Origin of the sequence: Leptospira terpstrae serovar Hualin str. LT 11-33 = ATCC 700639, from assembly GCF_000332495.1 — a bacterium.
GTDB classification, from domain to species: Bacteria; Spirochaetota; Leptospiria; order Leptospirales; family Leptospiraceae; genus Leptospira_A; species Leptospira_A terpstrae.
This window is the reverse complement of record NZ_AOGW02000023.1, coordinates 193827-217893: the sequence shown is the minus strand read 5'-3', so window position 1 is coordinate 217893 and position 24067 is coordinate 193827. Positions and strand designations below refer to the sequence as shown.

The 24067-nt window shown below is 40.6% G+C and carries 22 protein-coding genes; 11 read left to right on the top strand and 11 right to left on the bottom strand.

What is annotated here, in order from left to right; genetic code table 11:
• Positions 1 to 6: 6 nt before the first annotated feature.
• Positions 7 to 852, bottom strand: a complete 846-nt coding sequence (speE, locus tag LEP1GSC203_RS19315; protein ID WP_002975754.1) for a polyamine aminopropyltransferase — start codon at positions 850 to 852, stop codon at positions 7 to 9.
• A 140-nt stretch (positions 853 to 992) separates the two neighbouring features.
• Between speE and LEP1GSC203_RS19310 the strand changes: the two genes are divergently transcribed.
• On the top strand, positions 993 to 1433 hold the full coding sequence (locus tag LEP1GSC203_RS19310) for a hypothetical protein (protein WP_002975625.1): 441 nt from the start codon (positions 993 to 995) through the stop codon (positions 1431 to 1433).
• A gap of 83 nt (positions 1434 to 1516) precedes the next feature.
• Complete coding sequence (locus tag LEP1GSC203_RS19305; RefSeq protein WP_002975768.1) at positions 1517 to 1906, top strand: DUF302 domain-containing protein; 390 nt, start codon at positions 1517 to 1519, stop codon at positions 1904 to 1906.
• A 95-nt stretch (positions 1907 to 2001) separates the two neighbouring features.
• On the opposite strand, the gene LEP1GSC203_RS19300 is transcribed toward LEP1GSC203_RS19305, so the two are convergent.
• Complete coding sequence (locus LEP1GSC203_RS19300) at positions 2002 to 2412, bottom strand: hypothetical protein (RefSeq protein WP_002975715.1); 411 nt, start codon at positions 2410 to 2412, stop codon at positions 2002 to 2004.
• Between the two features lie 263 nt (positions 2413 to 2675).
• On the opposite strand from LEP1GSC203_RS19300, the gene LEP1GSC203_RS19295 reads away from it, so the two are divergent.
• Together LEP1GSC203_RS19295 and LEP1GSC203_RS19290 are read left to right on the top strand one after the other, a co-directional pair.
• On the top strand, positions 2676 to 3029 hold the full coding sequence (locus LEP1GSC203_RS19295) for an antibiotic biosynthesis monooxygenase family protein (protein WP_002975783.1): 354 nt from the start codon (positions 2676 to 2678) through the stop codon (positions 3027 to 3029).
• Positions 3029 to 3874, top strand: coding sequence for an RNA polymerase sigma factor (locus LEP1GSC203_RS19290; protein ID WP_002975671.1), 846 nt, complete (start codon positions 3029 to 3031; stop codon positions 3872 to 3874). Before LEP1GSC203_RS19295 ends, LEP1GSC203_RS19290 begins: the two co-directional genes overlap by 1 nt.
• Positions 3875 to 3915: 41 nt before the next feature.
• On the opposite strand, the gene LEP1GSC203_RS19285 is transcribed toward LEP1GSC203_RS19290, so the two are convergent.
• Genes LEP1GSC203_RS19285 through LEP1GSC203_RS19270 form a run of 4 tightly spaced genes read right to left on the bottom strand, consistent with a single transcriptional unit; the run spans position 3916 to position 6802 of the window.
• The gene (locus LEP1GSC203_RS19285; protein ID WP_332248543.1) at positions 3916 to 4770 is read right to left on the bottom strand and encodes a DMT family transporter; all 855 of its coding nucleotides are present in this window, start codon (positions 4768 to 4770) and stop codon (positions 3916 to 3918) included.
• 55 nt (positions 4771 to 4825) lie between these two features.
• Positions 4826 to 5308 (bottom strand): DUF2505 family protein, encoded by a 483-nt coding sequence (locus LEP1GSC203_RS19280; RefSeq protein ID WP_002975648.1) that lies wholly within the window; start codon positions 5306 to 5308, stop codon positions 4826 to 4828.
• Positions 5308 to 6075: a ferritin-like domain-containing protein gene (locus tag LEP1GSC203_RS19275; RefSeq protein WP_002975644.1), complete on the bottom strand. Its 768-nt coding sequence runs from the start codon at positions 6073 to 6075 to the stop codon at positions 5308 to 5310. The genes LEP1GSC203_RS19280 and LEP1GSC203_RS19275 overlap by 1 nt, the downstream gene beginning before the upstream one ends.
• 58 nt (positions 6076 to 6133) lie before the next feature.
• Positions 6134 to 6802 (bottom strand): lysoplasmalogenase, encoded by a 669-nt coding sequence (locus LEP1GSC203_RS19270; protein WP_002975657.1) that lies wholly within the window; start codon positions 6800 to 6802, stop codon positions 6134 to 6136.
• 66 nt (positions 6803 to 6868) lie between these two features.
• Between LEP1GSC203_RS19270 and LEP1GSC203_RS19265 the strand changes: the two genes are divergently transcribed.
• From LEP1GSC203_RS19265 to meaB, 4 genes are all read left to right on the top strand, one after another.
• Complete coding sequence (locus LEP1GSC203_RS19265; RefSeq protein ID WP_232225950.1) at positions 6869 to 7177, top strand: hypothetical protein; 309 nt, start codon at positions 6869 to 6871, stop codon at positions 7175 to 7177.
• A gap of 1 nt (position 7178) precedes the next feature.
• A complete protein-coding gene (locus tag LEP1GSC203_RS19260) occupies positions 7179 to 8990 on the top strand; it encodes a methylmalonyl-CoA mutase family protein (protein WP_002975680.1) in 1812 nt (603 codons plus the stop codon).
• A gap of 1 nt (position 8991) precedes the next feature.
• Positions 8992 to 11130, top strand: a complete 2139-nt coding sequence (scpA, locus tag LEP1GSC203_RS19255) for a methylmalonyl-CoA mutase (protein WP_002975608.1) — start codon at positions 8992 to 8994, stop codon at positions 11128 to 11130.
• 96 nt (positions 11131 to 11226) lie between these two features.
• The gene (meaB, locus tag LEP1GSC203_RS19250; RefSeq protein ID WP_002975674.1) at positions 11227 to 12342 is read left to right on the top strand and encodes a methylmalonyl Co-A mutase-associated GTPase MeaB; all 1116 of its coding nucleotides are present in this window, start codon (positions 11227 to 11229) and stop codon (positions 12340 to 12342) included.
• 426 nt (positions 12343 to 12768) lie between these two features.
• On the opposite strand, the gene LEP1GSC203_RS19245 is transcribed toward meaB, so the two are convergent.
• From LEP1GSC203_RS19245 to LEP1GSC203_RS19225, 5 genes are all read right to left on the bottom strand, one after another.
• On the bottom strand, positions 12769 to 13410 hold the full coding sequence (locus LEP1GSC203_RS19245; protein ID WP_002975578.1) for a response regulator: 642 nt from the start codon (positions 13408 to 13410) through the stop codon (positions 12769 to 12771).
• On the bottom strand, positions 13407 to 14645 hold the full coding sequence (locus LEP1GSC203_RS19240; protein ID WP_002975656.1) for a sensor histidine kinase: 1239 nt from the start codon (positions 14643 to 14645) through the stop codon (positions 13407 to 13409). The genes LEP1GSC203_RS19245 and LEP1GSC203_RS19240 overlap by 4 nt, the downstream gene beginning before the upstream one ends.
• Before the next feature lie 55 nt (positions 14646 to 14700).
• On the bottom strand, positions 14701 to 15063 hold the full coding sequence (locus tag LEP1GSC203_RS19235; RefSeq protein WP_002975627.1) for a PilZ domain-containing protein: 363 nt from the start codon (positions 15061 to 15063) through the stop codon (positions 14701 to 14703).
• A 73-nt stretch (positions 15064 to 15136) separates the two neighbouring features.
• Positions 15137 to 18340: an efflux RND transporter permease subunit gene (locus tag LEP1GSC203_RS19230; RefSeq protein WP_002975752.1), complete on the bottom strand. Its 3204-nt coding sequence runs from the start codon at positions 18338 to 18340 to the stop codon at positions 15137 to 15139.
• Positions 18341 to 18352: 12 nt separating this feature from the next.
• Positions 18353 to 20233: a hypothetical protein gene (locus tag LEP1GSC203_RS19225; RefSeq protein ID WP_039938514.1), complete on the bottom strand. Its 1881-nt coding sequence runs from the start codon at positions 20231 to 20233 to the stop codon at positions 18353 to 18355.
• A gap of 105 nt (positions 20234 to 20338) precedes the next feature.
• Between LEP1GSC203_RS19225 and LEP1GSC203_RS19220 the strand changes: the two genes are divergently transcribed.
• From LEP1GSC203_RS19220 to LEP1GSC203_RS19210, 3 genes are read left to right on the top strand one after another with little or no spacing between them, the layout of a single operon-like run.
• Positions 20339 to 20998 (top strand): MotA/TolQ/ExbB proton channel family protein, encoded by a 660-nt coding sequence (locus LEP1GSC203_RS19220; protein WP_015682892.1) that lies wholly within the window; start codon positions 20339 to 20341, stop codon positions 20996 to 20998.
• An 11-nt stretch (positions 20999 to 21009) separates the two neighbouring features.
• Positions 21010 to 21651, top strand: a complete 642-nt coding sequence (locus tag LEP1GSC203_RS19215) for an energy transducer TonB (RefSeq protein ID WP_002975767.1) — start codon at positions 21010 to 21012, stop codon at positions 21649 to 21651.
• Between the two features lies 1 nt (position 21652).
• Complete coding sequence (locus tag LEP1GSC203_RS19210) at positions 21653 to 24064, top strand: fibronectin type III domain-containing protein (protein WP_002975670.1); 2412 nt, start codon at positions 21653 to 21655, stop codon at positions 24062 to 24064.
• Positions 24065 to 24067 lie beyond the last annotated feature (3 nt).

The window sequence follows — 24067 nt, the reverse complement described above, 5'->3', positions numbered from 1 at the left end:
AAAGATTTATCCTTTTCGTTTGATATAAGCTTTTGCAAATTCAGGAAGAACAAAAGCCGCTTTGTGAATTTCTGGACTGTAGTATTTGAGTCCTTTGGGAACACGTTTTGGATCTGGAGTTACCGAATAAGGATCAATCGCATTGGATAAAAAAGTAAATCCAATGATACCCGAAGGATACGTAGGGATGGTAGTGTAATAATATCCATATTCAGGAAAAATTTTTGGAATAAAATCAAAGAGTGAAGAGATCACATCTCCATGATACCAAAAAGATTCCGCTTGTGTGGCAATGATACCTGTTGGTTTTAAAGCACTTGCCATATCACGAAAGAATGGTTCTTTAAAAAGGACTTCGGCAGGTCCCACTGGATCACTGGAATCCACAAGAATCACATCAAAGCGGCCTTTGTTGTCTCGTGCAAATTTTGCCCCGTCATCATAATAATGGATGACCTTAGGGTCTTTCATGGCATCAGCACATTCAGGGAAGTATTTATAACTGATATCTACTACAGCTTTGTCAATCTCGCATAACACAACTTCTTTGACAGAAGGGTGTTTCAAAACTTCTCGAACCGTTCCCCCATCTCCACCTCCGATCACAAGGACGGATTCTGGGTTAGGATGGCTCATCATGGGGATATGGGCAATCATTTCATGATAAGAATGTTCATCCTTGTTTGTAACCATTGTTACACCATCAAGTGTAAACATTCTACCAAAGGATTGTGTTTCAAAAATATCGATTTTTTGGAACGGAGATTGTAGGCTTTCGATTGTTTTTGTTACCCGGTAACTCACAGCGCGGCCTTTTTCTAATTCCAATTTTTCGGTATACCAAATCTCCATTGATTTCTCCTAAGGTTTCTCTCTTTAAACCAGATTTGATACAGGAAGAAGAAGGTGTAGTTTTTTTTGAAAATTTGGGTTTAGTAAAGATTAAAAATTCAACTTGGCGGGAACGAGACCCTTAGGTTCCATTGCCTAGTATGCAGAAATATTCCCGTGTTTTTTACCTAGTTGGTTTTTTATCCATGCCACTTTTTATTTTACTACTCGTATATGGTTATATCAAAATCAACGAAATGGTGAGTGAAGAAATTCATTGGGGCCATAACAAATCCTTCGCATTTGGCCAGGCTTCTCGTGAAGGAAAACTCATTCTCCTTGCAGTGACAAAATCTCGATGTGAGATGTTGCAAGGGCTCGAATGTGGGGAAGGAAAACCAGACCTTGGCACCTATGTCTTACTCAACTATACACCGAGAGAACAGGAATTCCAAACCCTAATTTTGGATGATCGGTTTGCCTCTTTAAAAACAGACCCACTCCCCCAATACTTTCTTCTCAATTCTACAGGGGAGATCCGTCACATGTCAAACCAACTTCCAAGTGTAGAAGAGATGCAAAAACTCCCGAAAAAAGAATGATCTTTTTCAAAACCTAAGTAAAAATCTCTTGCAACTTCGTTTTGACATCTATACCCTATGGGGTATAGGACAACGGAGGATTTATGTTAGGACTAACCGTTCACAGAAAAAAGAGTTTTGAAGAAACCATCACCGACACAACCGAAGCACTCAAAAAAGAGGGTTTCGGAGTTCTTACCACCATCGACGTCAAACAAACCCTCAAAGAAAAAATCGGAGTCGATTTTAAACGTTATACGATCCTCGGAGCATGTAACCCTAGTTTTGCGCACAAAGCGCTCCAAACTGCCGATGAAATTGGACTTTTACTCCCTTGCAACGTAGTTGTCACAGAAGAAAAAAATGGGGAAACCAAAGTGTCTATCTTTGATCCCATGACTATGACAAAATTAGTTCAGAATCCCGAACTCGAAAAAATCGCCAAAGAAGTGCAAGAGAAACTCATCCAAGTCATCCACCACTTACATGAATGATTTAGAATTTTAGAAAATTTCTGGGCGCCTCGCCAATGGATTTTTATATCCGTATTCTATCCATTAGGCGATCCCGCTTTACACTCCAATCCTCTTCACTTACAAAAAGCAGGAGGATTGTATTTAGTTCCTTTAACGCGAGTATAACAAACGGTAGAACTTTGCGTAGTCATTCCGAAAAGATTCAAAGTTCCACCCACGGGATACTGAGCAGTCGATGCTGGGCCTTCTTGCCAATCAATGTTATAATTTCCTTCACTTTGTTTGATTAGGAGCCCCTTCACAACAGAACTAGTGCTTTTATAACAAGACTTGATATCCCGATTGTTACTAATGATAAGCCACGCAGCAGGATTTGGACTCGGGTCTCTGACGCAATTGTTCGTTAACACCCAATTCCCTTCTAAAATCGTCCTTGAATCCTCTAGAGTTGTTTTTTCGCCTGATTGGCAGTGGAAAACAAAGACAGAAACTGCCAAAGCGATGATTAAACTAATTTTTTTCAAAATTTGCTCCTTTGCAGAAATTTATTATTTCTACAAGGAGAGATTAAGAATCAGAAAATAGAATGTATGTCAAACCCTATTCGGAGAATTTTTGTTAGGTTTTGATACAGATTGAATTTGTCAGTGGGAACGACTGTGAAACTGGGAAATCTCAATTCACAGTCTTCCTAAAACGAAATTTTTTTTTCACATCTTTGTCACAACCTTCCCTTTCCTGGGTATCCCTTATCAGAGGGATCCTTCCCTCACTAAAGGAGAAACCCATGTTAGACAGTCTAAAAGACCAAGGCCAAGATTTACTCACCTTGGAAAGTTTACCAAAATCCACCGCGATTGAAATTGCAATCGTTGAATGTGCTAGCGAAGATTCAGAAAAATACCACAAAATGCGTAAGGTAATGTTACCCCTTTTGCAAAAAGAAAAAGGTTTCCTAGCTTGGCGAGCCTTCCAATCCAAAACAAGAGAGGGAATTATGTTGGATCTTTTGTATTGGGAAAACGTTGAGGATTGTCACAAAGCGGGAGAAAATATACAATCTACAGAAATAGGGAAAGAATTTTTCGCCTTGATGAAACAAACATTGGTCTTTGAAATGTTTGAACGGCAATCACTCTAATGAAAACCAATAGCGAAGAAGAACTCACTCGCATCGAAAAGGCACGGACGGGAGACCGCCGTGCTCTCGAGTCCTTACTTTCTGAGATCCAATCTTGGATCTACAATGTGATTCGAAGAGTTTTACTCAATCCGCAAGAATCGGAAGATGCAACCCAGGAAGTACTTTTGAAAATTGCAACGAATCTTGCCGCCTATGATCCAACACGTGCAAGTTTTAGAACTTGGGCCTATCGTATTGCCGTCAACCATGCGTTAAATGGGAAACGAGGGAAACTAGAAGAAATTACCACTGGTTTTTCTGGTTATGCGAAGGAACTAAATGTTATGCCAGACATTGAATTACAGGCAAATGAACTTTCCAATCCAGAAAACATAGTCCTTGTCGAAGAAGCAAAAGCCTCTTGTACTTTGGGAATGTTACTTTGTCTTGACAGAGAACAAAGAATGGCATTGATCCTTGCTGACCTTATGGGACTAAGTGATAAGGAAAGTGCTGATATCATTGGGATTTCGCATGATGCATTTCGCAAACGAGTGAGCCGAGCAAGACAGGATTTGTATCGATTTATGGACAACCAGTGTGGACTTGTTAAAGAAAGTAATCCTTGCCGCTGTTCTAAAAAAATGAAAAGTTTCCAAAGTAGTGGTTGGATTGATCCAAAAAATCCAAGGTTTTTTGCACCACATGTTCGCAGATTAAAAGAACAAGTAGGCGAAATCCAATGCGAATACGAAGATTTTCATAGAAGAGAGTATGAAGATATCTTTCGTGACCATCCATACTTTGAAACACCGTCTAAAATTCTAGAAGAGTTGTTAGTCAAATACAGCCCAAGTGTGTAACCTCACATCGTACTATAGGTAATGAGAGATAAAGAAATTCTTTATGTTAGATTCTCTTTTTCCCTTTTACCACTCTCTGCTTGTTTGCGAAACACTTCGAGGATCGCACAAAACAAAATCACACCACCACCTAACCAAAGCCTTTCGGGTGGCACCTCTCCCAAAAAATACCATGCCGCCAAACTACCGTAAATTGGACTTAAAGTGGACAAAGTTCCAGCTGTAGTCACAGATAAATTCGATAAACTACGAATCCAAATGGTATGAGCAAGCGAAGTGAAGATCCCAGCTAAAACCACTTGGAAAAGTAAATATTTCGGTTCTGCCAGCATCACAAAAAGTCCATCGGCAAAGGGAAGTAAAACAATGGTAGTTGCGATCAGTTGGGTAAAGAGGATTTGCGCACTGGGATAGTGAACATGCATTTCTTTCGTGAGCAAATTGCGAATGGCATACAATACTGCGGATACCACACCCCAAACGACTCCTTGGAACATTTGGTTGTCCCAAGAAAGATCAGGCACAATGAGAAATAGGCCAAAAAAGGAAAATAGTGCCAAAAAGAAAGCAAAAGGATCGGGTCGCTTCCCACCAAACAATGGCTCTAATATGGCAGAAAACACAGGATAGGTGAAAAGAGACAACATCCCCACAGCCACTGTGGATACTTGGATGGAATGAAAATAAGTCACCCAGTGCAGAGCAAAAAGAATCCCTATGCCGAATACAAACAAAAAGTCCTTAAAACTTCGGTAAGAAACCGACTTACCACGAAGCCAAAAGAAAAGGCCAAGAATGATTACGGAAAAAAAGGCTCTACCAGAGATGATGGTAACTGCAGGAAAGGGAAGGAGTTTGGCAAACAAAGTGACGTTCCCCATAATGAGGATCGTCAAATTGAGTTCCAATACAGATCGTAAAAACGTAGGAGAAGAAGACTTCACTTCTTACTTAAGTTTCGACCCCCAGAAATTTGGCGATGGATTTTCTGTCTTTTTCCAAACTGTGTTTGTGAATTTCTTCAATTGCCTTTTCCACAATGGGAGAAACAAATAGAAGACTAGAAACAACATCTACGTCGTAAGACCGTTTGGATTCGGCTCCGTTCGCTTCGTATTTACTTTTCCCTTTGATCACAAATACATTGTCTTTTCCGGGAGGAGAGATTTTAAATTCATGAGTATTGGTAGTAATGTCAAAAGTGGATTCTTCCAAAAGAGAGAGGTCGTTCAGTGCTGCCGAAAGAACAGCAGGCATTGAACCTTCCAAACTCACTTTCCGTTTTTGGCGAATGATATTCCCGTCCTTCGTTTCTTCCAATAGAGTTACATTTTTTAAATCAGGAAACTGATCTAGGTGTTTGTATCTCTCTTCTCTTGCATGTAAGAGTTTATCGAGAGAAACGGGAAATGTATGAGTTACTTGGTATTTCACTATTTTTTCTTACCTTTTTTCTTAGCGGGTTTTGTTTTTGGTTTCGCTGCTGCTTTTTTTACGACTTTTTTGGCTGCCTTTTTCACAGCTTTCTTCGCCGACTTCTTGTTTGCTGGTTTTGCAGGTTTAGAAGTTTTTTTAGCCGATGGTTTTTGTGCTACTTTCACCGTTTTCTGTGCAGGTTTAGAGGCTTTTGGTTTTGCATACGACTTAGTAGGACGATTGACTTCTTCCATGAGAGCTTCATCTTCCCAATAAAACACTTGGTCCGCAGGAGTAGACTGTTCCATTGCCATGGCTTGTGCTTCTAGGAGAGAGTTATTGGACTCGTTGAAGTTGGCTAACTTTTGGAATAACAAATTGATTTTTGGATCTTGGAATTTGTTTCGGATAGTAGCGTAAAAATTACGCGCATCTTCCCCTTCTCTAATTGCAAGTTCCAGTGCTTTTTTTTCATCTGCTTTCACTTCTTCGTTTTTGTTCCGATCTAACCGGTCCATTACCTTTTGGATGGTGGAAGAATGAAATTTTTCAATCTCAGAAAGTTGTTTTAAGTTAGGAAGTTCTTTTCCTTCGGCACTTTTATAAATGTCTTTTATAAATTTAATATGCTCATCACCATCTAACGCGAGTTGGCTGAAAAGTTCTCTAATTTGGCCTTCCGGTAAACTTTCGGAAAGTTTTAAATAAAAATTGAAACATTGAACTTCATGTTCAATTGCGGCAGCAACTGCCTCAATAAAGGATGTTTTTTTTAGTGATTTCATAATCCCATTCCCCGGTTTTTTAAAACCATAAATACGATACTCGTGAGTTTAATGTGAATCAAGTATTTTTCACTGATTGAACATCCAACTCTTCCGACTTTGTGGCAGAATAGATGAGCACTTGAGCAATATAATATGTTATCATAATTCCCATAGAAGCTGTGAATCTGTCCATTTCCGGTTTTAGAAACATAGAATAGGCGATGATAGAGTCCGAAAGGATAAAAACCAAAGCCCCAAACAAACCTAAGTAAAAAGGTTTTGATACAGAATTTCTTGCCGCAGCACGCCAACCCATAAGGCAAATGGCAGAGATGTAAACACCGACAGGAATGAGGAGAGATCCAAGTTTTGGCACGAGCACTAAAAAGAAAGAACTACCAAAAAGTAAAAAAGGGATCGCTAATAGAGGTTTCACTTTTGAGTCTAATGTGAACGCATAAGAATAGATCAATTGTGCTATGAGAAAGGAGCCAAGTCCAAAAACAAAAAATCCTTCTTTGGGAAGTGCAAGAAAGCTATCTCCAAAAAGGGAAAACACAAGGCCTACTGCCACCAATTTTCCCCTCTTTTCTAAACTCGGAAAGTAGCGAAAGAGTGCTACGATGAGAATCAAAATGGGAATGATTTTGGAAGGGAGATAGAGGGCATCCTGTTTTGTGATCGTAGCGATCGCAAAAAGATGCACAACAGAATAGAGAACAAACAAAACAATTTCTTTAGCCATATTTCTTACTTTACAGGGAGATCATTCTCGAGATTTCATCAGATGGAAAGCCCGAGTGATCAGCCTATGAAACAAACACGACCCTTGTCCATCCTTTTCTTAATCTGTCTCCTATGGACCCAGACTTTGTCCGCAAGAGAAGTCCCCTCCGGTGGTGAAATGTTGATTGATTTGATGGTGGCCCGTCCGATGGGACTTGCAGGTACCCTACTCGGAACCGCAGCCTTTATCGTTGCCTCCCCTTTCACACTTTTGTCTGGAACTTTTTTGCAATCTGGAAGACGCCTTGTGGTTTACCCAGCGAAATTCACCTTCACACGTGGGTTAGGCGACTTCCCCGGTTATATGGAAGATTACCAAATCGTAGAGGAATAAATTGAACGAATTTTTATTTTCAGACTTCCCTGAAGTTTCGACTGAGGATTGGAAAAACCAAATCCTTAAAGATTTAAAAGGAAACCCTTGGGACAAAGTCACTTGGGAAACAGAGGAAGGTTTCAAAATTGAACCCTTCTACCGCAAAGAAGATATTACTGACCTACCAAGAGTTTACAAACGATCTTCAGGTTGGAATGTAACGGAAACAGTAACTTCCGAACAGGAATTGACCGACCTCCCCAAAAAAGGCGCTGATGCTGCAGTCCTTATCTCCCATGAAGAAAACGGAAATCTCTTTGGTTTAAAAATCAACACAACCGCTGATTTAGAAAAACTGGCGGGCCTTACCGGAAGCCTTCCCTTAATCTTTTCTCTGGCAACAAGAACTATCAATTTTACTGACTCACTCAAAAAACTTATACCTTCGCATAACACTGTACTTGGTGATTTTGATCCTTATGGCACTGCCCTTTTATGTGGGGAACTTGGATGCGATGAATCAACGATTGGGAAATCATTTTCTAACCTTTCCGGAACCAAAGGATTTGCCGGCGTTGGGATCCACAGTTATACCTTACGAGATGCCGGTGCTTCTATTGGGCAGGAACTGGCCTATTCACTTTCTTGGGGAGTAGATTATTTAAACCGCCACCTGGATGCTGGGGTTTCTATCGAAGACGCAGCAGCTAACCTCTGGTTTTGGATGGGAATTGGTTCCGATTACTTTACAGAAATTGCAAAGTTCCGAGCCATGCGAATTCTCTGGACAGAAATTTTAAATGCCTACAAACCAGGGCTTGGTGAAACAGTTCCGGCACTTCTTGTGGCACGCACCTCCAGCTTTCAATTCACAGCTTACGATCCTTATGTAAACATGTTGCGAGGAACTACCTCGGCTATGTCTGCTGTAATGGGAGGAGCCGATTTTGTTTCCGTATTACCTTTTGATTCTGAATACTCCGCACAACAGGAGTTAGGCAAACGGATTGCAAGAAACTCACAACTCTTACTTCGTTATGAATCCTTCCTCGATAAAGTGGAAGATCCAGCAGCCGGTTCTTATTATCTTGAAGTCCTGACAAAAAAACTAGCAGAAACTGCTTGGTCCAAATTCCAAACTCTGGAAACAGAAGGTGGATTTGGAGAGTCTTTGAAACAAGGAAAGATCCAAAAAGAAATCAGGGAACGGGCCGATAAAAAAAGAAATGCCCTAGCTACCAAAAAAGAAATCCTGCTTGGTACAAACCAATACCCGCTTCCATCGGAAAGACACCCTGAACTCTCGACTTCTTTAGAAGTGACATCCAAACTTAAAAACTTTTCTAGCTCGTCAACTTACGAACGTTTGGCCCCTATTCGCCTTTCCTACGAATTTGACAAATGGAGAAATATCACCGATGTCCACGTGTCTTCTGGCAAAACATTACCAAAGATATTTTTACTCACCATAGGTGATTTAACGATGCGTAAAGCAAGAGCTGGTTTTAGTTCCAACTTCCTTGGTTGCCTCGGTTATGAAATTATAGATTCTTTAGGATTTCCTACGGTAAAAGAAGGAGTTAGTCGGGCAAAAGAACTAGGGGCTGAAATTGTAGTCTTATGTTCGTCTGACGAAGAGTATGCGAACTACCTCCCCGAATTTGCCAATGAGATGAAAGCCCAATTGCCAAACTCTTGGAAGTTACTTGCCGGGTATCCAAAAGATCTCATCACACAAGCCGAGTCCCTCGGAATCGACGACTTCATCCATATGAAACGAAACATCGTGGAATTTATGGAAAAAGCCCAAACCAAATGGATCGGGAGATAAAATGAACAAACCAAATTTTGCAAAACTTCCTCTTTCTTTCGGTTCCAACAAACCTGATCCAAAGGCCATTTCCCTTTGGCAAACTGCGGAAGGAATTTCCATTCAGTCTCGTTATGCGAAAGCAGACTTGGAAGGAATGGAACACTTAAACTATGCAGCAGGGATCCCTCCTTATTTACGAGGGCCCTATTCCACAATGTATGTGAACAAACCCTGGACGGTGCGCCAGTATGCCGGGTTTTCCACAGCCGAAGAATCCAACGCTTTTTATCGTAGAAACTTAGCTGCTGGTCAAAAGGGACTTTCTGTTGCCTTTGACCTTGCCACTCACCGTGGATACGACTCAGACCACGAACGAGTGGTAGGAGATGTAGGAAAGGCCGGTGTGGCGATTGATTCAGTTTTGGATATGAAGATCCTCTTCGACCAAATTCCACTCGACCAAATGTCCGTTTCCATGACGATGAATGGGGCCGTCATTCCTGTTCTTGCCTTTTATATTGTTGCCGCCGAAGAACAAGGTGTCTCGAAAGACAAACTCTCTGGCACAATTCAAAATGATATTTTGAAAGAGTTTATGGTGCGTAACACTTACATTTACCCACCGAAACATTCTATGAAAATCATTGCGGATATCTTTGGTTATACTTCCAAATACATGCCCAAATTTAACTCCATTTCCATCTCTGGATACCATATGCAAGAAGCCGGAGCCACTGCCGATTTAGAACTTGCTTATACTCTAGCGGATGGTTGGGAATACATCAAAACAGGGATTGCTTCTGGCCTTTCCGTCGATGAGTTTGCTCCGCGCCTCTCTTTCTTTTGGGCCATTGGTATGAACCATTTTATGGAAATTGCGAAGATGCGAGCGGGAAGGCTTCTTTGGGCAAAGATCGTCAAACAATTCCAACCAAAGTCTAACAAATCTTTGGCGTTACGAACCCACTGCCAAACCTCAGGTTGGTCACTCACAGAACAGGACCCTTTCAACAATGTGGGAAGAACTTGTATAGAAGCAATGGCCGCGGCACTTGGCCACACTCAGTCTTTACATACCAATGCCCTAGACGAAGCCATTGCCCTTCCCACTGACTTCTCTGCAAGGATTGCAAGAAATACACAAATCTACTTACAAGAAGAAACCAATATCCACAGAGTGATTGATCCATGGGGTGGCTCCTTCTATGTAGAAAAACTCACCAATGACTTAGTACACAAGGCATGGAATCTGATTCTCGAAGTACAAAAGTTAGGTGGCATGGCAGAGGCGATTGAAACTGGAATTCCTAAGATGCGAATTGAAGAAGCATCCGCAAGAAAACAGGCACGCATCGATTCTGGCAAAGATGTGATTGTGGGAGTGAACCGTTTCCGTTTAGATAAGGAAGCACCGATTGATATTTTAGACATTGATAATACTGCGGTTCGGATTGCCCAAATCAAACGTTTGGAACAAATGAAAAAAGACCGCGATAGTTCGGCCGTTGATGCTGCGTTAAATGCCATCACGAAATGTGCTGAAACCGGAGAGGGAAACCTTTTGGAACTGGCAGTGGATGCAGCAAGAAAACGGGCTTCTCTTGGTGAAATTTCTTATGCCATGGAAAAAGTATTCGGGAGGTACAAAGCAGTGATTCGTTCTATCTCAGGAGTGTATTCTTCCGAAATTTCCGAAGACAAAGGGTATCTGGAAGCAAGGTCCCTTGCGGATGAATTTGCCAAACTAGAAGGCCGTCGCCCACGGATCATGGTAGCCAAAATGGGCCAAGATGGACATGACCGTGGTGCCAAAGTGATCTCTACTAGTTTTGCGGACATGGGCTTTGACGTTGATATCGGGCCTCTATTCCAAACACCTGCTGAAGTCGCAAAACAAGTCGTAGAAAACGATTGCCATATCTTAGGTGTGTCTTCTCTTGCTGCCGGTCACAAAACTTTAGTTCCGCAAGTGATTGAGGAATTAAAGAAACTCGGTGCCGAAGATGTGCTCGTAGTGGTGGGGGGAGTGATTCCCGCGCAAGACTACGACTTCCTCTACAAATCGGGAGCTACTGCCATTTTTGGACCAGGGACTGTGATTTCAGAAGCGGCCAAACAAATTCTGAATATCCTTCTTGGCGAAAGAAGAGCCGCTTAAGAATTAAAAAAGGATAAAGCCACCAAACACCGATTTGTCTATTTTGCAATCGGTGTTTTTGGTTTTTTTCCTTAAACAAAGAATCATAAGGCTATTATGGAATCACCAAACGAGGACAGGGGCATAAAGAATCAGAAAGAACCGGACCCAAATCCAAAGTCGGCTCTTTCCGTCAACCCCGGTGTCGCTGATGCCCCGGCCATTTCTCCCTACATTCGTGACCAACGAAAGACCCTCACTCGTAAAGAAACCACTGCAGAAGAACTGGCGGAAGGAATTGTATCAGGGAACCGCACTCACCTTTCCAAAGCCATCACTCTAGTAGAAAGTAATTTAGAAGCTCATAACGACAAGGCCCAAGCCATTTTGGAGCTGGTAATGCCTAAGGTGGGTAATTCCGTTCGGATTGGAATCACTGGAGTCCCCGGTGTTGGGAAATCCACTTTCATCGAAAGTTTTGGAAGTTACCTTCTCGAAAAAAATCATAAACTTGCAGTACTTGCCATTGATCCCAGTAGCCAAAGAACCAAAGGTTCTATTTTGGGAGACAAAACAAGGATGGAAATCCTTTCTAAATCTGCCAATGCCTTCATTCGCCCTTCACCTAGCAGTGGTTCTTTGGGAGGTGTCGCCAGAAAAACTAGGGAATCTATGTATCTCTGTGAAGCCGCAGGTTTTGATACTATCATTATTGAAACAGTAGGTGTTGGACAATCGGAAACCCAAGTCCACTCTATGGTGGATTTCTTTTTACTACTGATGCTCGCAGGGGCTGGGGACGAACTCCAAGGGATCAAACGAGGAATTATGGAGATGGCAGACCTCATTGCAATCAATAAAGCGGATGGGGCAAACGAACCCTTTGCTATGAGAGCAAGGGTCGAATATGAATCGGCCCTTCACCTATTTCCCGCTCCCGAATCCAAGTGGACACCGAGAGCCACCACTTGTAGTGGGATCGGGGGAAAAGGAATTGAAGAAATTTGGAATCTGATTTTGGATTATGTTTCTACAACAAAAACAAACGGGTATTATGCGAAAAATCGAGAAGACCAAACCCGAATGTGGTTTGAAGAAACTCTCAAGGAAGTAGTACTCGAAAAGTATTTTGCTCGCCCTGGCAAAAAAGAATCAATACTAGAATCCGAGAAAAAATTAATGTCCGGTAAGTCCACTTTACTGAAAGAAATCAAACATTTGATGGATACATAAAAAAATACCACCGGGTTTTTGACTCGATGGCATTTGCATGGGCAATGAATTTTTAATGGAAATTGTACGCTAGTCACCAGTCAAAGCGTCAAAGACTGGATTCAACCAACTCATCATAACGAAAATCCATCGGATTGTCTATCTACCAGATGGTATAAAAACCAGGAGAAAGGGGTAATTTAGAAATTCACAAACTTGTTTTTTGGCAGGAAACTTGGCTTAAAAAACCCAGTTCATAAAAAACACGAGGACAAAGTACACTCCAAACCACAAAACCAGTCTTAGTTTTATGATAAGAGCTGAGATCCGATCTACATACTCTAGTCCCGTTTGTTTGTATTTTGGTAAGTCGATCCTTTTAGGATACTAGATTCCCAGCCCTTTGTCCATTTACCAGATGGTATAAATTTGGATGTTCCTATCAATTCAAAAGATTCCGAACTGTCGGGCTTTTTTCAGCATTTGGACTCTAGTATTCACTTGGAGTTTTTTATAGATTGTTTTGATTTGTTGGCGTACGGTCCCTACAGTAGTTCCAAATAAGGAACCAATTTGATGAGGGTTGTCTCCTTCTACAATAAGTTCCAAAATTTGTCTCTCTCGCGGTGTTAATACTTCCACACCCACTCCAAGAGAATCGGCTTTGGCTTGGGGTTTACGAAAAGATAACAATACTTTTGCTGCTATCGAAGGTGAAATCACACTCCCCCCATCGAGTAAAGTTTGGATGGTGTCATGTAAAGAATCCAATTCTGATTTCCAAATATAACCCGAAGCTCCATTCCTAAGGGCCGAAAAGATGGCATCATCTGTTTGTAAGGAAGAGATCACTAGGCTTTTTCTAGATTCAACAGTATGGTAAGTTTTTAATACATCAATTCCACTCATACCTGGAAGTCCAATATCTAAAATCAGTAGGTCCCATTCTTTGGACTTACCACTTGCCCAAAACGCTTCCGCAGAATTCCAAGTAGTTAAATTAAGATTCGGATTTTGTACTAATACTCCAGATAACGATTGCAAAAAATCTAAATTATCTTCGATGATTCCGATGGTAATGGATTTCATAGTTCAAAATGCCCTATCGGAAGTTTGATATTAATTTGGTACGGAGAATCGTGGATCCTAATCTCTCCATTCAACGATTTAATTCTTTGGTGTAACCCTCTTTCACCGATACCTGTTCCAACCTTATCAGATAGTAAAACTTGCGGACCAGTCTTTTCTTTCTCTGATAAAGTTTGGGATTCAGAAGAAAATTGCAAAAACATGTGTTCTTGGTTAAGGTCTATTTTCCATTTTGAAGTTCCTGTACCATAACGTAAGTCATTGGTTGTAACTTCTTTAAAGATTTGTATGAGATGGTGAGCCACTTCTGGTTCGATGATTTTTATAATAGTATCTTCCTCTATAGAATCCCATTCCAATTCTATATTCCGACCCACAAGTTTGTAACGTTTTTTGATTAATAACTTCATACCATCTAACAAAGATTCCTGGAACAAATCTCTTTGGTCTTCTTCTTGTACTTGTGTTCGTAAAGACTGGAGAGCGGACTCTGAAAGCTGTTTTAGTTTTTGTAACTGCGTTGTTGTAATCTCGGTTGGAGTTTTTTCCAACTTTTGGCTGAGTAGGACTAAGTCTGTAAGCTCAGAACCCAAACTGTCGTGGATATCTTGAAAAAATGTTCTACGTTTTTCTTCGAGCAACATACCACGGTAGGCGGCTATGTATCGAGTTCGAAACCACCAGTGGTTTAAAAAGAAGGCTACAAGAAACAATGGGAAAATCGTCGACATTTCTCGCCAAGTTTCAAGCGGAATGACAGTTTGGTTGGCAAAGTAAACACGGAAAATATAAATCAATAAAACCAAAGACCATTCTAAAATGTACTGCCAGACAAGACCTGGATAAAAGAAAGAAGAAGTGGCAAGGAGGGCCGTAATGGTTAGCCAATTCCTGGGATCAAAATAAGGGATGGTAGGATCATGAAATCCTGTTTCTATTTCCACAAGAACCAAAAGAAAAAAAGTCAAACGGACAAGGATGGGTGCAAACTTAAAGATCCGTCTATAAAAAAAAGAAGTGAAAACAAGTATGATGCTAAGCGCAAGTTCTATGGCAGATAAAATACAATTGGTTTCATCAGGAGCGTTCCATTCTAAATACACACTCTGAATGTAAGCTAGACAATAGGCAAAACCAAGGAAGTATAGTTTACTGATGATTTCGGAGTAAACTGCAAGAAGGGAAATTGGATCCAAAGGATTCCCGCGAAAAAAAACAAAAATCCTATGAAACATGGGAATATTCTAATTAAATGCCAATCAATTGTTTAAGAAAGTGGAACATAAAATTCTAAATTTCTAATCGGCTAATGTGTTCTAACAAAAGTTTTTGGTCATCATCAAACATCTGGTTGAATTCAAGACCCACTTCGTAAAAAGCACCCTCTCCAAACTCTTCCAATCGAACGACCTTTGCTTTAGGATACAAAACGTACTTAACATCAGGGAATCTTAATTCTAATTCCAACCTGGTTCCAAGAGACATGGGTTCTTTGGTTCGAAAAAGTAGTCCACCCTCAGAAATATCTTGGGATTCGCCTTCCCCTTTGTCTTTGGGTAAAAACTGAGCCTCACCGGCCCCTGATTGGATCACCCGGTATGTGAGATGGACTTTTTCGGAGATTCGTTTGTAGATTCGGCGTTCGCTGGACATGTAAGCAAGAGAACGCCGAATTCAAAGTTTGGGCAAGTTTAAATTTATGCCGAGGAATCAGTAAGTTTTGTGCTTAGTCCTCTAAATCCTCCGGGCGGATTTCAAAATCAGGGCGGAAGGCACCTTCAATTTTTTCACGAAACCGATCAATGTATCCAAACACCGCAGGCACTACAATCAGAGTGATGAGTGTTGAAAGAACGAGACCCCCAATGATCGCTATCCCCATCGCCGTTCTTGATTTAGATGCTTCTCCTATGCCTAAGGCAATCGGAAGAGTTCCCGCAATCATCGCAAGGGAAGTCATTAAGATCGGTCGAAGTCTTTTGGATCCCGCATCAAAGATAGCTTCATCCCTTGTCATTCCATGTTCTTTCATTGCCAAGATGGCGTGATCCACAAGGAGAATGGAGTTTTTGGCCACAAGTCCCATAAGGAGAATGAGTCCAATCATACTAAAGAGATTGAGCATCTCACCGGTTAGTGCCAGTGCAAAGAAAGCACCGGAAATGGCGGGTGGGATAGCAAATAGAATCGTAATCGGTGTGATAAAAGACTCATAGAGAGAAGCTAACACAAGATAAATGAAAATTAGTGCCATACCAAAAGCAAGGACGATGTTTTGTAAAAGTTCCTTGAAGTCTTCCGATTGGCCTACAAAGGAGTATGTGATTCCTGGAGGGGGAGGCAATTTATCTTTTAAAATTTTTGCTGCTGCTTCAGAGGCCGAAGCGATCGCTCCTCCCGGAGCAAGATTCGCATTGATCGGAACGACTCGAGACCTGTCTTCACGAATGATCCTTGCAGGAGAACTACTTTCCTTTCCCTCCGCAATGGCACTGAGGGGGATAAGCCTGTTTTGGATGTTTGGCACCCTAGTTTCATAGAAGGACTTACGAAGGTTACGTTGTTCTTCTTTTAACCTAAGGCGTACGTCATACTCAATTCCATTTTCCAAATACTTTGCCACTTCCCCACCTTCAATATGGTAACGAAGTTCGGCTCCCATCACACCTGCAACAACTCCCACTGTTTGCATTTTTGCACGGTTTGGCACCACTTGGAATTCTGGTTTTCCTGTTCGGTAGGTCGTATCCACATCGGTTAGGTCTGGAACTTTTCGTAATTCTTCCATCACTTTAAAGGAATATGTTTCGAGGTCTTTTAAGTTTTCCCCTTTGAGATTTAGGTTGAATGGGTATTGTACCCCACCACCTATCGCAGAATAGTCGTTCACCTTTGGTCTTGCATGCGGGTAGGCTTTTAAGAATTCGCGGATTTGGTCTTTTACATCTCCTGTGGTTCGTTTGCGGTATTCCGCAGGAAGGAGAGCAACTCCAATGGTGGCAATATTGGATTCTCCATCATTATTACCGACAACAGTTGCTAGAAGTTCCAATTCAGGAATTGCTTTGATAATTTCGTTTTGAATTTGTTCTACCGTTTCGGATGTTCCCTGTAAGGAAGTTCCCGGTGCCATTTCCACATTCACCATAAACTCACCTTGGTCATTCGCAGGTAAAAAGGTTTTTTTCACAAAGGCTAGCGAGAAAATACTCGTAATCAAAGTAAGGAATGTAAGTAAAATGACTGCCCAAGGTTTTTTTAGGGCAAACTTCATGATGATTCCGTACATTTTGTCCAGAAAATTCTGGAACTTATCAAAGTTACGTAAGACAATGTTTTTCTTTTTATGGATGTCTGTTTTCCCAGCAAAATAAGCAGATAACATAGGAGCAACTGTCAGACCATCAAATAAAGAAATGATCATCGCAAAAACCACAGTCAGACCAAATTGTTTAAAAAACTGACCAACAATTCCTGAAAGAAACCCAATCGGAAGAAACACTGCAATCACAGTTAAGGAAGTTCCGATGACGGCCAGTGTTACTTCTTCTGTTCCTTTTCTTGCTGCTACAATGACAGATTCCCCCTCTTCTAGTTTACGGAAAATATTTTCCCGAACCACAATAGCATCATCCACAAGAAGTCCAACTGCGAGAGAAAGCGCAAGGAGGGTCATCACGTTCATGGTAAAACCCATGGCATACATAATGATAAAGGCACCTAACATAGAGTTGGGGAGAGCCATCCCAGTAATAAGGGTCGAACGAATGTTCCCAAGGAAAAGATACACTACGATAACAGCAAGTAAGATCCCAAGAATAATGGCTATGGTAACGTCTTCAATATTGGCACGGATCCATTTGGATCCATCCCGAATCAAAATGACCTTGGGAGTTCCTTTTAGGTCTTTGATTTGAGCGTTGATGGTGTCAATTTTACCGAGAATTCCATCGGCAACTTCGACGGTGTTGGCTCCTGATTGTTTATATACATCTAAGAATAGAGCCTTCTTTTGTACTCTTTCTTTTTTAGGTGGATCGTATTTGAATAATAATTTTCCAATGATAGAAGGTTCTTCATGTTCTTCTGCACTGATCGGTGCATACAACATACCAAGTGTTTGGCGGTCCTGGAGGGTATCTTTTACTTGGCCGAGATCCTTCACAAGAACCCCACGTCCAAACTCTCCACCAAAAGACACTACCGTATTTTCAATTTGAGATAAGGATTCGTATTTGGCAACAGTTCGAAACGAAGTTTCTTTATCGCCACCTTCTACTTTTCCAGCAGGGATATTGACACCAGAGTTTTTGATTTGGTTTCCAATGGAAATAGCAGGAACTTGGAAGGCATTGATTTTGTTTCGATCAAGCTCAATATGGATTTCTCTGCGAGAACCACCAATGATTTTTACAGCACCGACGTTGTTGACTTGTTCTAGTTTGGTTTTGATTTTTTCTTTTGCTAAATCATAGAGTTCCCCTTCTGGGAGATCAGCAAAAAGCGAGATCCGCATGATGGGTTGATCCGAAGGATCAAACCTCTGCACCAGTGGTTCTTTGGATGATTCAGGAAATACCGGTTTTACACGGGCTGTTTTATCCCGAACTTGTTGTTCAGCATATTTGATGTCTGTAGTTAGGTTGAATTCCGCAAACACCATAGAGATCCCTTCTTGGTTTCGAGAAGTGATCCGTTTGAGACCAGAGATAGAACTAAGTTCTTCTTCCAATGGTTTGGAAATCGAAGTCTCTATCTCTTCAGGTCCAGCCCCAGGATAGACCGTTGAAACTACAACGAAAGGAATGTTGATGTCGGGGAATAAATCGACTCCAATTCGTTTTAAGGAAATAAAACCAGTAATCACCATAATGATGACTAACGAGGATATGAAAATAGGTCGTTTGATGGAAAAGGAAGCAATACTCATAAATCTTTATCTCTATTTGATCAATTTATATTCTTGAAGACAAGCAATACCGGAACTCTCTCTGTAAGTAGACAGTAATGTTGACTTACTATTCAAGATTTTTGTTCGGTTTTCAAATTTTTCTTCAACAAAACTATCAGGACAAACATCGCTTAATAAGAGAACAGAATCAAAATCTGTCCATTCTTTCCATCGGTATTTGTTGTCGTTTCGTACCATCCCTGTTTTATAGGTCTTTAGTTTCATGGCAAGATCGAAATCAGAGGCAAGTACTCGACCACGAGATCCATATTTTTCCTCAAAATGAAATGCATTAATCAAAACATATTTTTTCTCGGGTGATATCTGTTCGGCGATCTCTCTTGCCGGTTGGAAATCACTTGCATTCATTCCTCGGTAACAAAACGTTTTCTTTTCATAAAACTCTCCAGACAAAATTCCTTGGGAATACACTGCATTGGAAAATACAAAAAGGGAAGTAAGTAAAAAAACAGATACAGAAGCCAATCTTTCCATTTTGTTATCAGCAAGATTGTACAAACGCAATATCCAAAGATAACCCACAAGGCCAATGGCAGGAATGAATTGTAAAACATGTCTAGGTTGCTTATTTCCAGTAGTGAGCTCTAAAATGAGAAGTTCTAAAAATAAAATAAGAGTCCCTGCAAGGAGAGGATCTTTTAACTTAGTTTGGAATTTAGTTCCCGATCGAAAGAGAAAGTATACAAGGGATAAAATGGAAAAAAGGATTAGTGTTCGAAATCCCCAGATAAAATCAAAAACTCCCGGTGTTGAAGGATCAAGACCTGGTTCTGTCCAGAGTGTTAAGAAAAAACTACGAGTGTATGCATTCACAATCATTTGGGCATCGATTAGGGCATTCACTCGGTCCGGATTCATAAACAGCCATAAAAATGCCGGGAAAATAGCATAAACCCAAAGGACTACTGCTGTTTTTGGAAAAACTTTTTGGATTGCCTCTCGTTTACGGAAAAAATAAACAGAAAGATCAACAAACAGAACAAAGGTGATTCCAAACATAAATTGTTTGAACCCTTTTTGGTTTAAATTGATTTTTGTAACAACCCGAAGTACAGGTAAAGAAAAAACCATTAACACAACAAAGATTAAGTAAAGTAATCGAATGCCTTTGGCATAATTTTTTATTAGATAGAGTAACGCATCTTTGTATGTGGAAGTGGATCTAAGCAGTTCATAAACAAAACATGCCATAAAAAAAAGAATCCCATAAGGATACTTTGTAAAATAAAACCCAAAGAGAGAGAAGAAAACAAGCCACTTAGTTCCGGAATCTATTTCCGATTCTTTATTGTCCACTTCATACAATCTATAGATGGCATATATGGAAAACAAAAGAAAGAACATGGATTGAGTTTCCAACATCGAAGAAAGAGAATAAGCAGGAACTTCTCCTGTTTGGATCGTGAGAATAAAAATAAGTCCTGAAATGATTCCCGACCAAAGTAGAGACTTTGTTATACGATATGATATGTAAATCAGAGCAGGATAAACCATTACCAAAAACAATAACCCTAAAAATGAATCACGATAGGTTTCATAAGCATCTAGAGGCAAATAGAGAGTAACGAAGGTTAGAATAGAACGAAGGGGTGGCCAAGTAGGACTTTCCAAAAAAGGTAGAATCCCGCGAAACCAGTTTCCGTTACGGAAATCAACATACTGGTCAAGCACCTGATTCAGTCGAATATTCTCATCCCAAGACAAAAAGTCTTTGTTCGGACAGAGACCAAGGAATGTCTCCCATGACTTTGTAGCATAGAATACTACCAACGAAACGCCTAAAACGATGAAAATGAGCCCCAAAAAACTGGGTAGAATGTCTTTTGCCTTCATACCAATCCTTGGAATCATTCTTTCTTTGGGGTCGGCGTGGAATCAACCGAAGTTCTTTTTCCGCAATTTTTCTCTTTGATTGCAGTCCAAGGTAAAGAATTCTGTCCGTTAGAAGGTTCCAAAATGCAAGATTTCGTAGACCTTGGGGAAAAAATCATTTTCCTCGTTATGTTATTTGCGAGTATTCTCGCGATTGCCGTATTTATCGAAAGGTTGATTGTTTATAAACGTAATTTTAACAAAGAATCAGAGTCACTTCTGGATTCGCTCACTCTCCTCGTACGCCACCGAGACCTAAAAGGTACGGAGAAATTATTAGAAACCCATCCTATGGAAAATTCCTATACTCGATTCATGCATTTTGTTTTGGAACGAGAAAAGGAAAACCATAAAGGTTTAGAAGAACTAATGGAAGGGAAAATTCTGAAAGAACGATTGGGTCTCGAAGAAAGACTTCCGATTCTCAACACTCTCGGAAATAACACTCCCTTCATCGGACTATTGGGAACGGTACTTGGTGTCATCAAAGCTTTTTATGGACTAGGAACACTTGGTAACTCAGGGGCAGAAGTGGTGATGCGTAGTATTTCCACTGCGTTACTTGCTACAGCCGCAGGACTTGCGGTTGCGATTCCCGTGGTGATGGCAAACAACTACTTCACTCGTAAAATGAAACTTATCATTGGTCATTTGGAAATCCTTTCGAAAGAAATTCACGCGAGTTTCATCACAAGTGGAAAACACAACCAATCTTCTAGTTCGACACCGAATATCCATCACTAGAAAGTAATATCATGAAATCATTTACCTTGTATCTGCAATACAAACTGAGGCGATTCGGACTCTTCCGGGCTAGTCTATTTGCTTCAGTGGGATTGCATGTATTTTGTTATCTGATTTATTTTATACTTACCCTTCCGAGCAATGCGGCTTTCCAAGAAACTTCGATGGAAGATATGGATGTTTCCTTTGAGGAAATTCCTCCCGAACTAATTGGTGGGACATCCAGCCCAGCTCCGGTAGAAAAACAAGAATGGGTGGAAGGTTCAAACAAGGAAGCAGAAGAAAAACCTGACAATTCCGATTTGAATCCCAACCAACTCTCCGGTAATGGAACTGACAAAGATGGGTATTTATTTTCTTTCAATGGAGACCGACCTCCTACACCTATCATCGATTTTGATTTGAAAGCTTATTTTCCTGAAGCTGCAAAAGCAGCAAACATCAGCCAAAAGACAGTAGTGGTAATGGTACAAGTGGATGAACACGGCGCCCTGCAAGGGGTTAAGATTGTTTCTGGCAGAGCAGGCTACGGATTTGATGAAGCTGCCATTCGGATCATACAAAGAGCCCGGTTTTCTCCAGGATACGACAAAGGAAAACCAACACGAATGGCACATAGACTCCCAATCAGCTTTGATTTAGAAGAGGACTGAAATGTTACGAAACACCAAACATCGAATTGCGATTGGAACCATTTTTATCGCAGTTTCCATAATGATTGCTGGGTTTCAAACCAAACCCATTACCGGAAAAACAGAGTCCAAATCATCGGCAAAAAAACCTGGCCTCATCCCCGATCCCTTCGAACTCTACCAAAGTATCCCTACTTTCCATCCCGAAATGACAAGTTCGGATTTACCAGGAAGTTACGACCTCAGTGCGGAATTTCCACTGCCAGGAGACCAAGGAATCTACAAGGATAATGTTGGTTATACGGTTGGGTATGGACTCATTTCTTATTTGGAAGCGAAAAAAAAAGGGATCCGCAATCTTTCTTCAGTAGGGCCCTCTTCTGCCAGTGGCCAAAAATTAATATACTCACCTAACTTCATTTATAACCAATTAAACAGCGGAAAAGACCAAGCTGTTTCCCTTTTGGATGCTCTGATTCTAGCAGAAAGCAGAGGTTCCGTTACTATGGAACAGATGAACGAATCCTCTTCCAGTTTCCGTACTAGACCAAAGGCGAATATTGTTGAAGCAGGCAGAAAAGCAAGGCTAAGAAGGATTTATAGAATTGAACCTCACGACCTAATTTCCATCAAGCTAGCGTTAGCTGAAAAAAGACCAGTTTTAATTGGATATTTAGTTTATGAAAACTTTAAGGATCCAAAACAAGATTCCATCTTTGAAATAGGAACTGGGGAAGTTTTAGGGGCACAGTCCCTTGTGCTTTTAGGTTATAATGACAAAAAGAAAGCATTTAAAGTTTGGAACTCCTGGGGCCCTACATGGGGTGACCAAGGATATTTGTGGATTTCTTATGAAACATTTCCCAAATACACTAAGTCTGTTTATGTTGCTGATTCAGAAATCGAAAACGAACTCCTAACACAGAATAAACTTAATGATGCATTAGAATCTTTAGAGTATGGAGAACACAACTTATTCCCTCCAAAAGAAGTATTTGCCTCTCGTGGTGATTTTTCCGACCGCATTCGAATCAGTTGGTCGAAAGAAAAACGAGCGATTGGATATGAAGTTTACCGAAAACGGAAAATCGATAGTAAATACCAACTCGTTGGTCTTTCCAAACAGGCTTTCTTTGAAGACTTTGGAATCCAAAAAAATACTGCCTATAATTACCGAGTGGCAAGCTTAGATGAAAATTATCTCTCAAAACCATCACTTGATTCAAACGATGGTTATGCGGTAGAACCAACAAAACCCGCAGGAATCCTTCCTGTTACCAACTTACGTGCATCTGTAGCTCCCACAAATGATAGAATTCTATTAGAATGGGATCCCCAGCCAATTTCTACAACTTATGCAGTTTATAAATGGAATCCAGTTGCGCGAATCTATAGATTTTTGGGCAAAACGGAAAAAACGACCTATGTTGATTTAAAAGCTAGCCGCAACGGTGATAGTGAAATATACCAAGTGATCCCAGAAAGAAACCAATTAGTGGGTGAATCCAGTAGTTATGTTTCTGCTCACTTGGATCCTTCTGAAGTATTGAAACCTAGACCTAAAAATTTAACCGCATCGAAAGGATTGTATGCTGGGGCAACCATCTTACAATGGGAAGGTTCTCCGAGTGCCGTAGCCTATCATATATTCCGCAAAACAAACGGGTTATGGAAACGAATTGCAAAAACAACGGATCTTCAATTCAAAGATGACGAAACTTACGATAAAGAATCTTTTTATGCGGTTGCTTCTGAATTTGAAGGAGAATTGTTTAGCCTTCCATCAGAACCCGACATTGGATTCCCTTCTCTTGTAGCTGGAAGATCTTTGGGACTGAAACCTCCCGAGTTGACTGTTTCTGAAAACCGGAAAACTGGTGAATTTTTATTTAGTTGGAATCTAATACCTAAAGTAACGTCCTATAAAGTTTATATGCGTAAAAAAAATGACCCGGATTGGAGTCTTGTCAAAGAAACTTCCGAATCAAATTTCAAATTACAGAACTTAACAAAAAACCAATTCTATTTTTTTGCCATTCAATCTGTATCCAAAGGAGTTGGTGAGAGTTTGTTTTCCAAACCTGTGACAACAGTAATTTCTGATACTGTAGTTGATGTAAAAAAAGTAAAAACTTTTGGAGAGTCCGCAATACAAAAGTTTATTGGGCCTTGGGCTGCTATGTATTGGGATGGGAAAAATAAAGTGAAACCTGTTCGTTTGACCATTGAAGCTGAAGATGTAGAAGGAAACATCATCATGAAATGGAACGAAAACGAAATCTTTCGAGGTAAAAACATCGTAGATTCTGACTTAATAGAAGAAAAGGGTAAATGGAAAATCAAACTATCACCTAACTACGAATCTTTGTCAGGTGAGTTTGAAGACAAAGGATTGGTACCAGAAAAAAGTCAACTTTCGTTTATTAGAGAATGAACT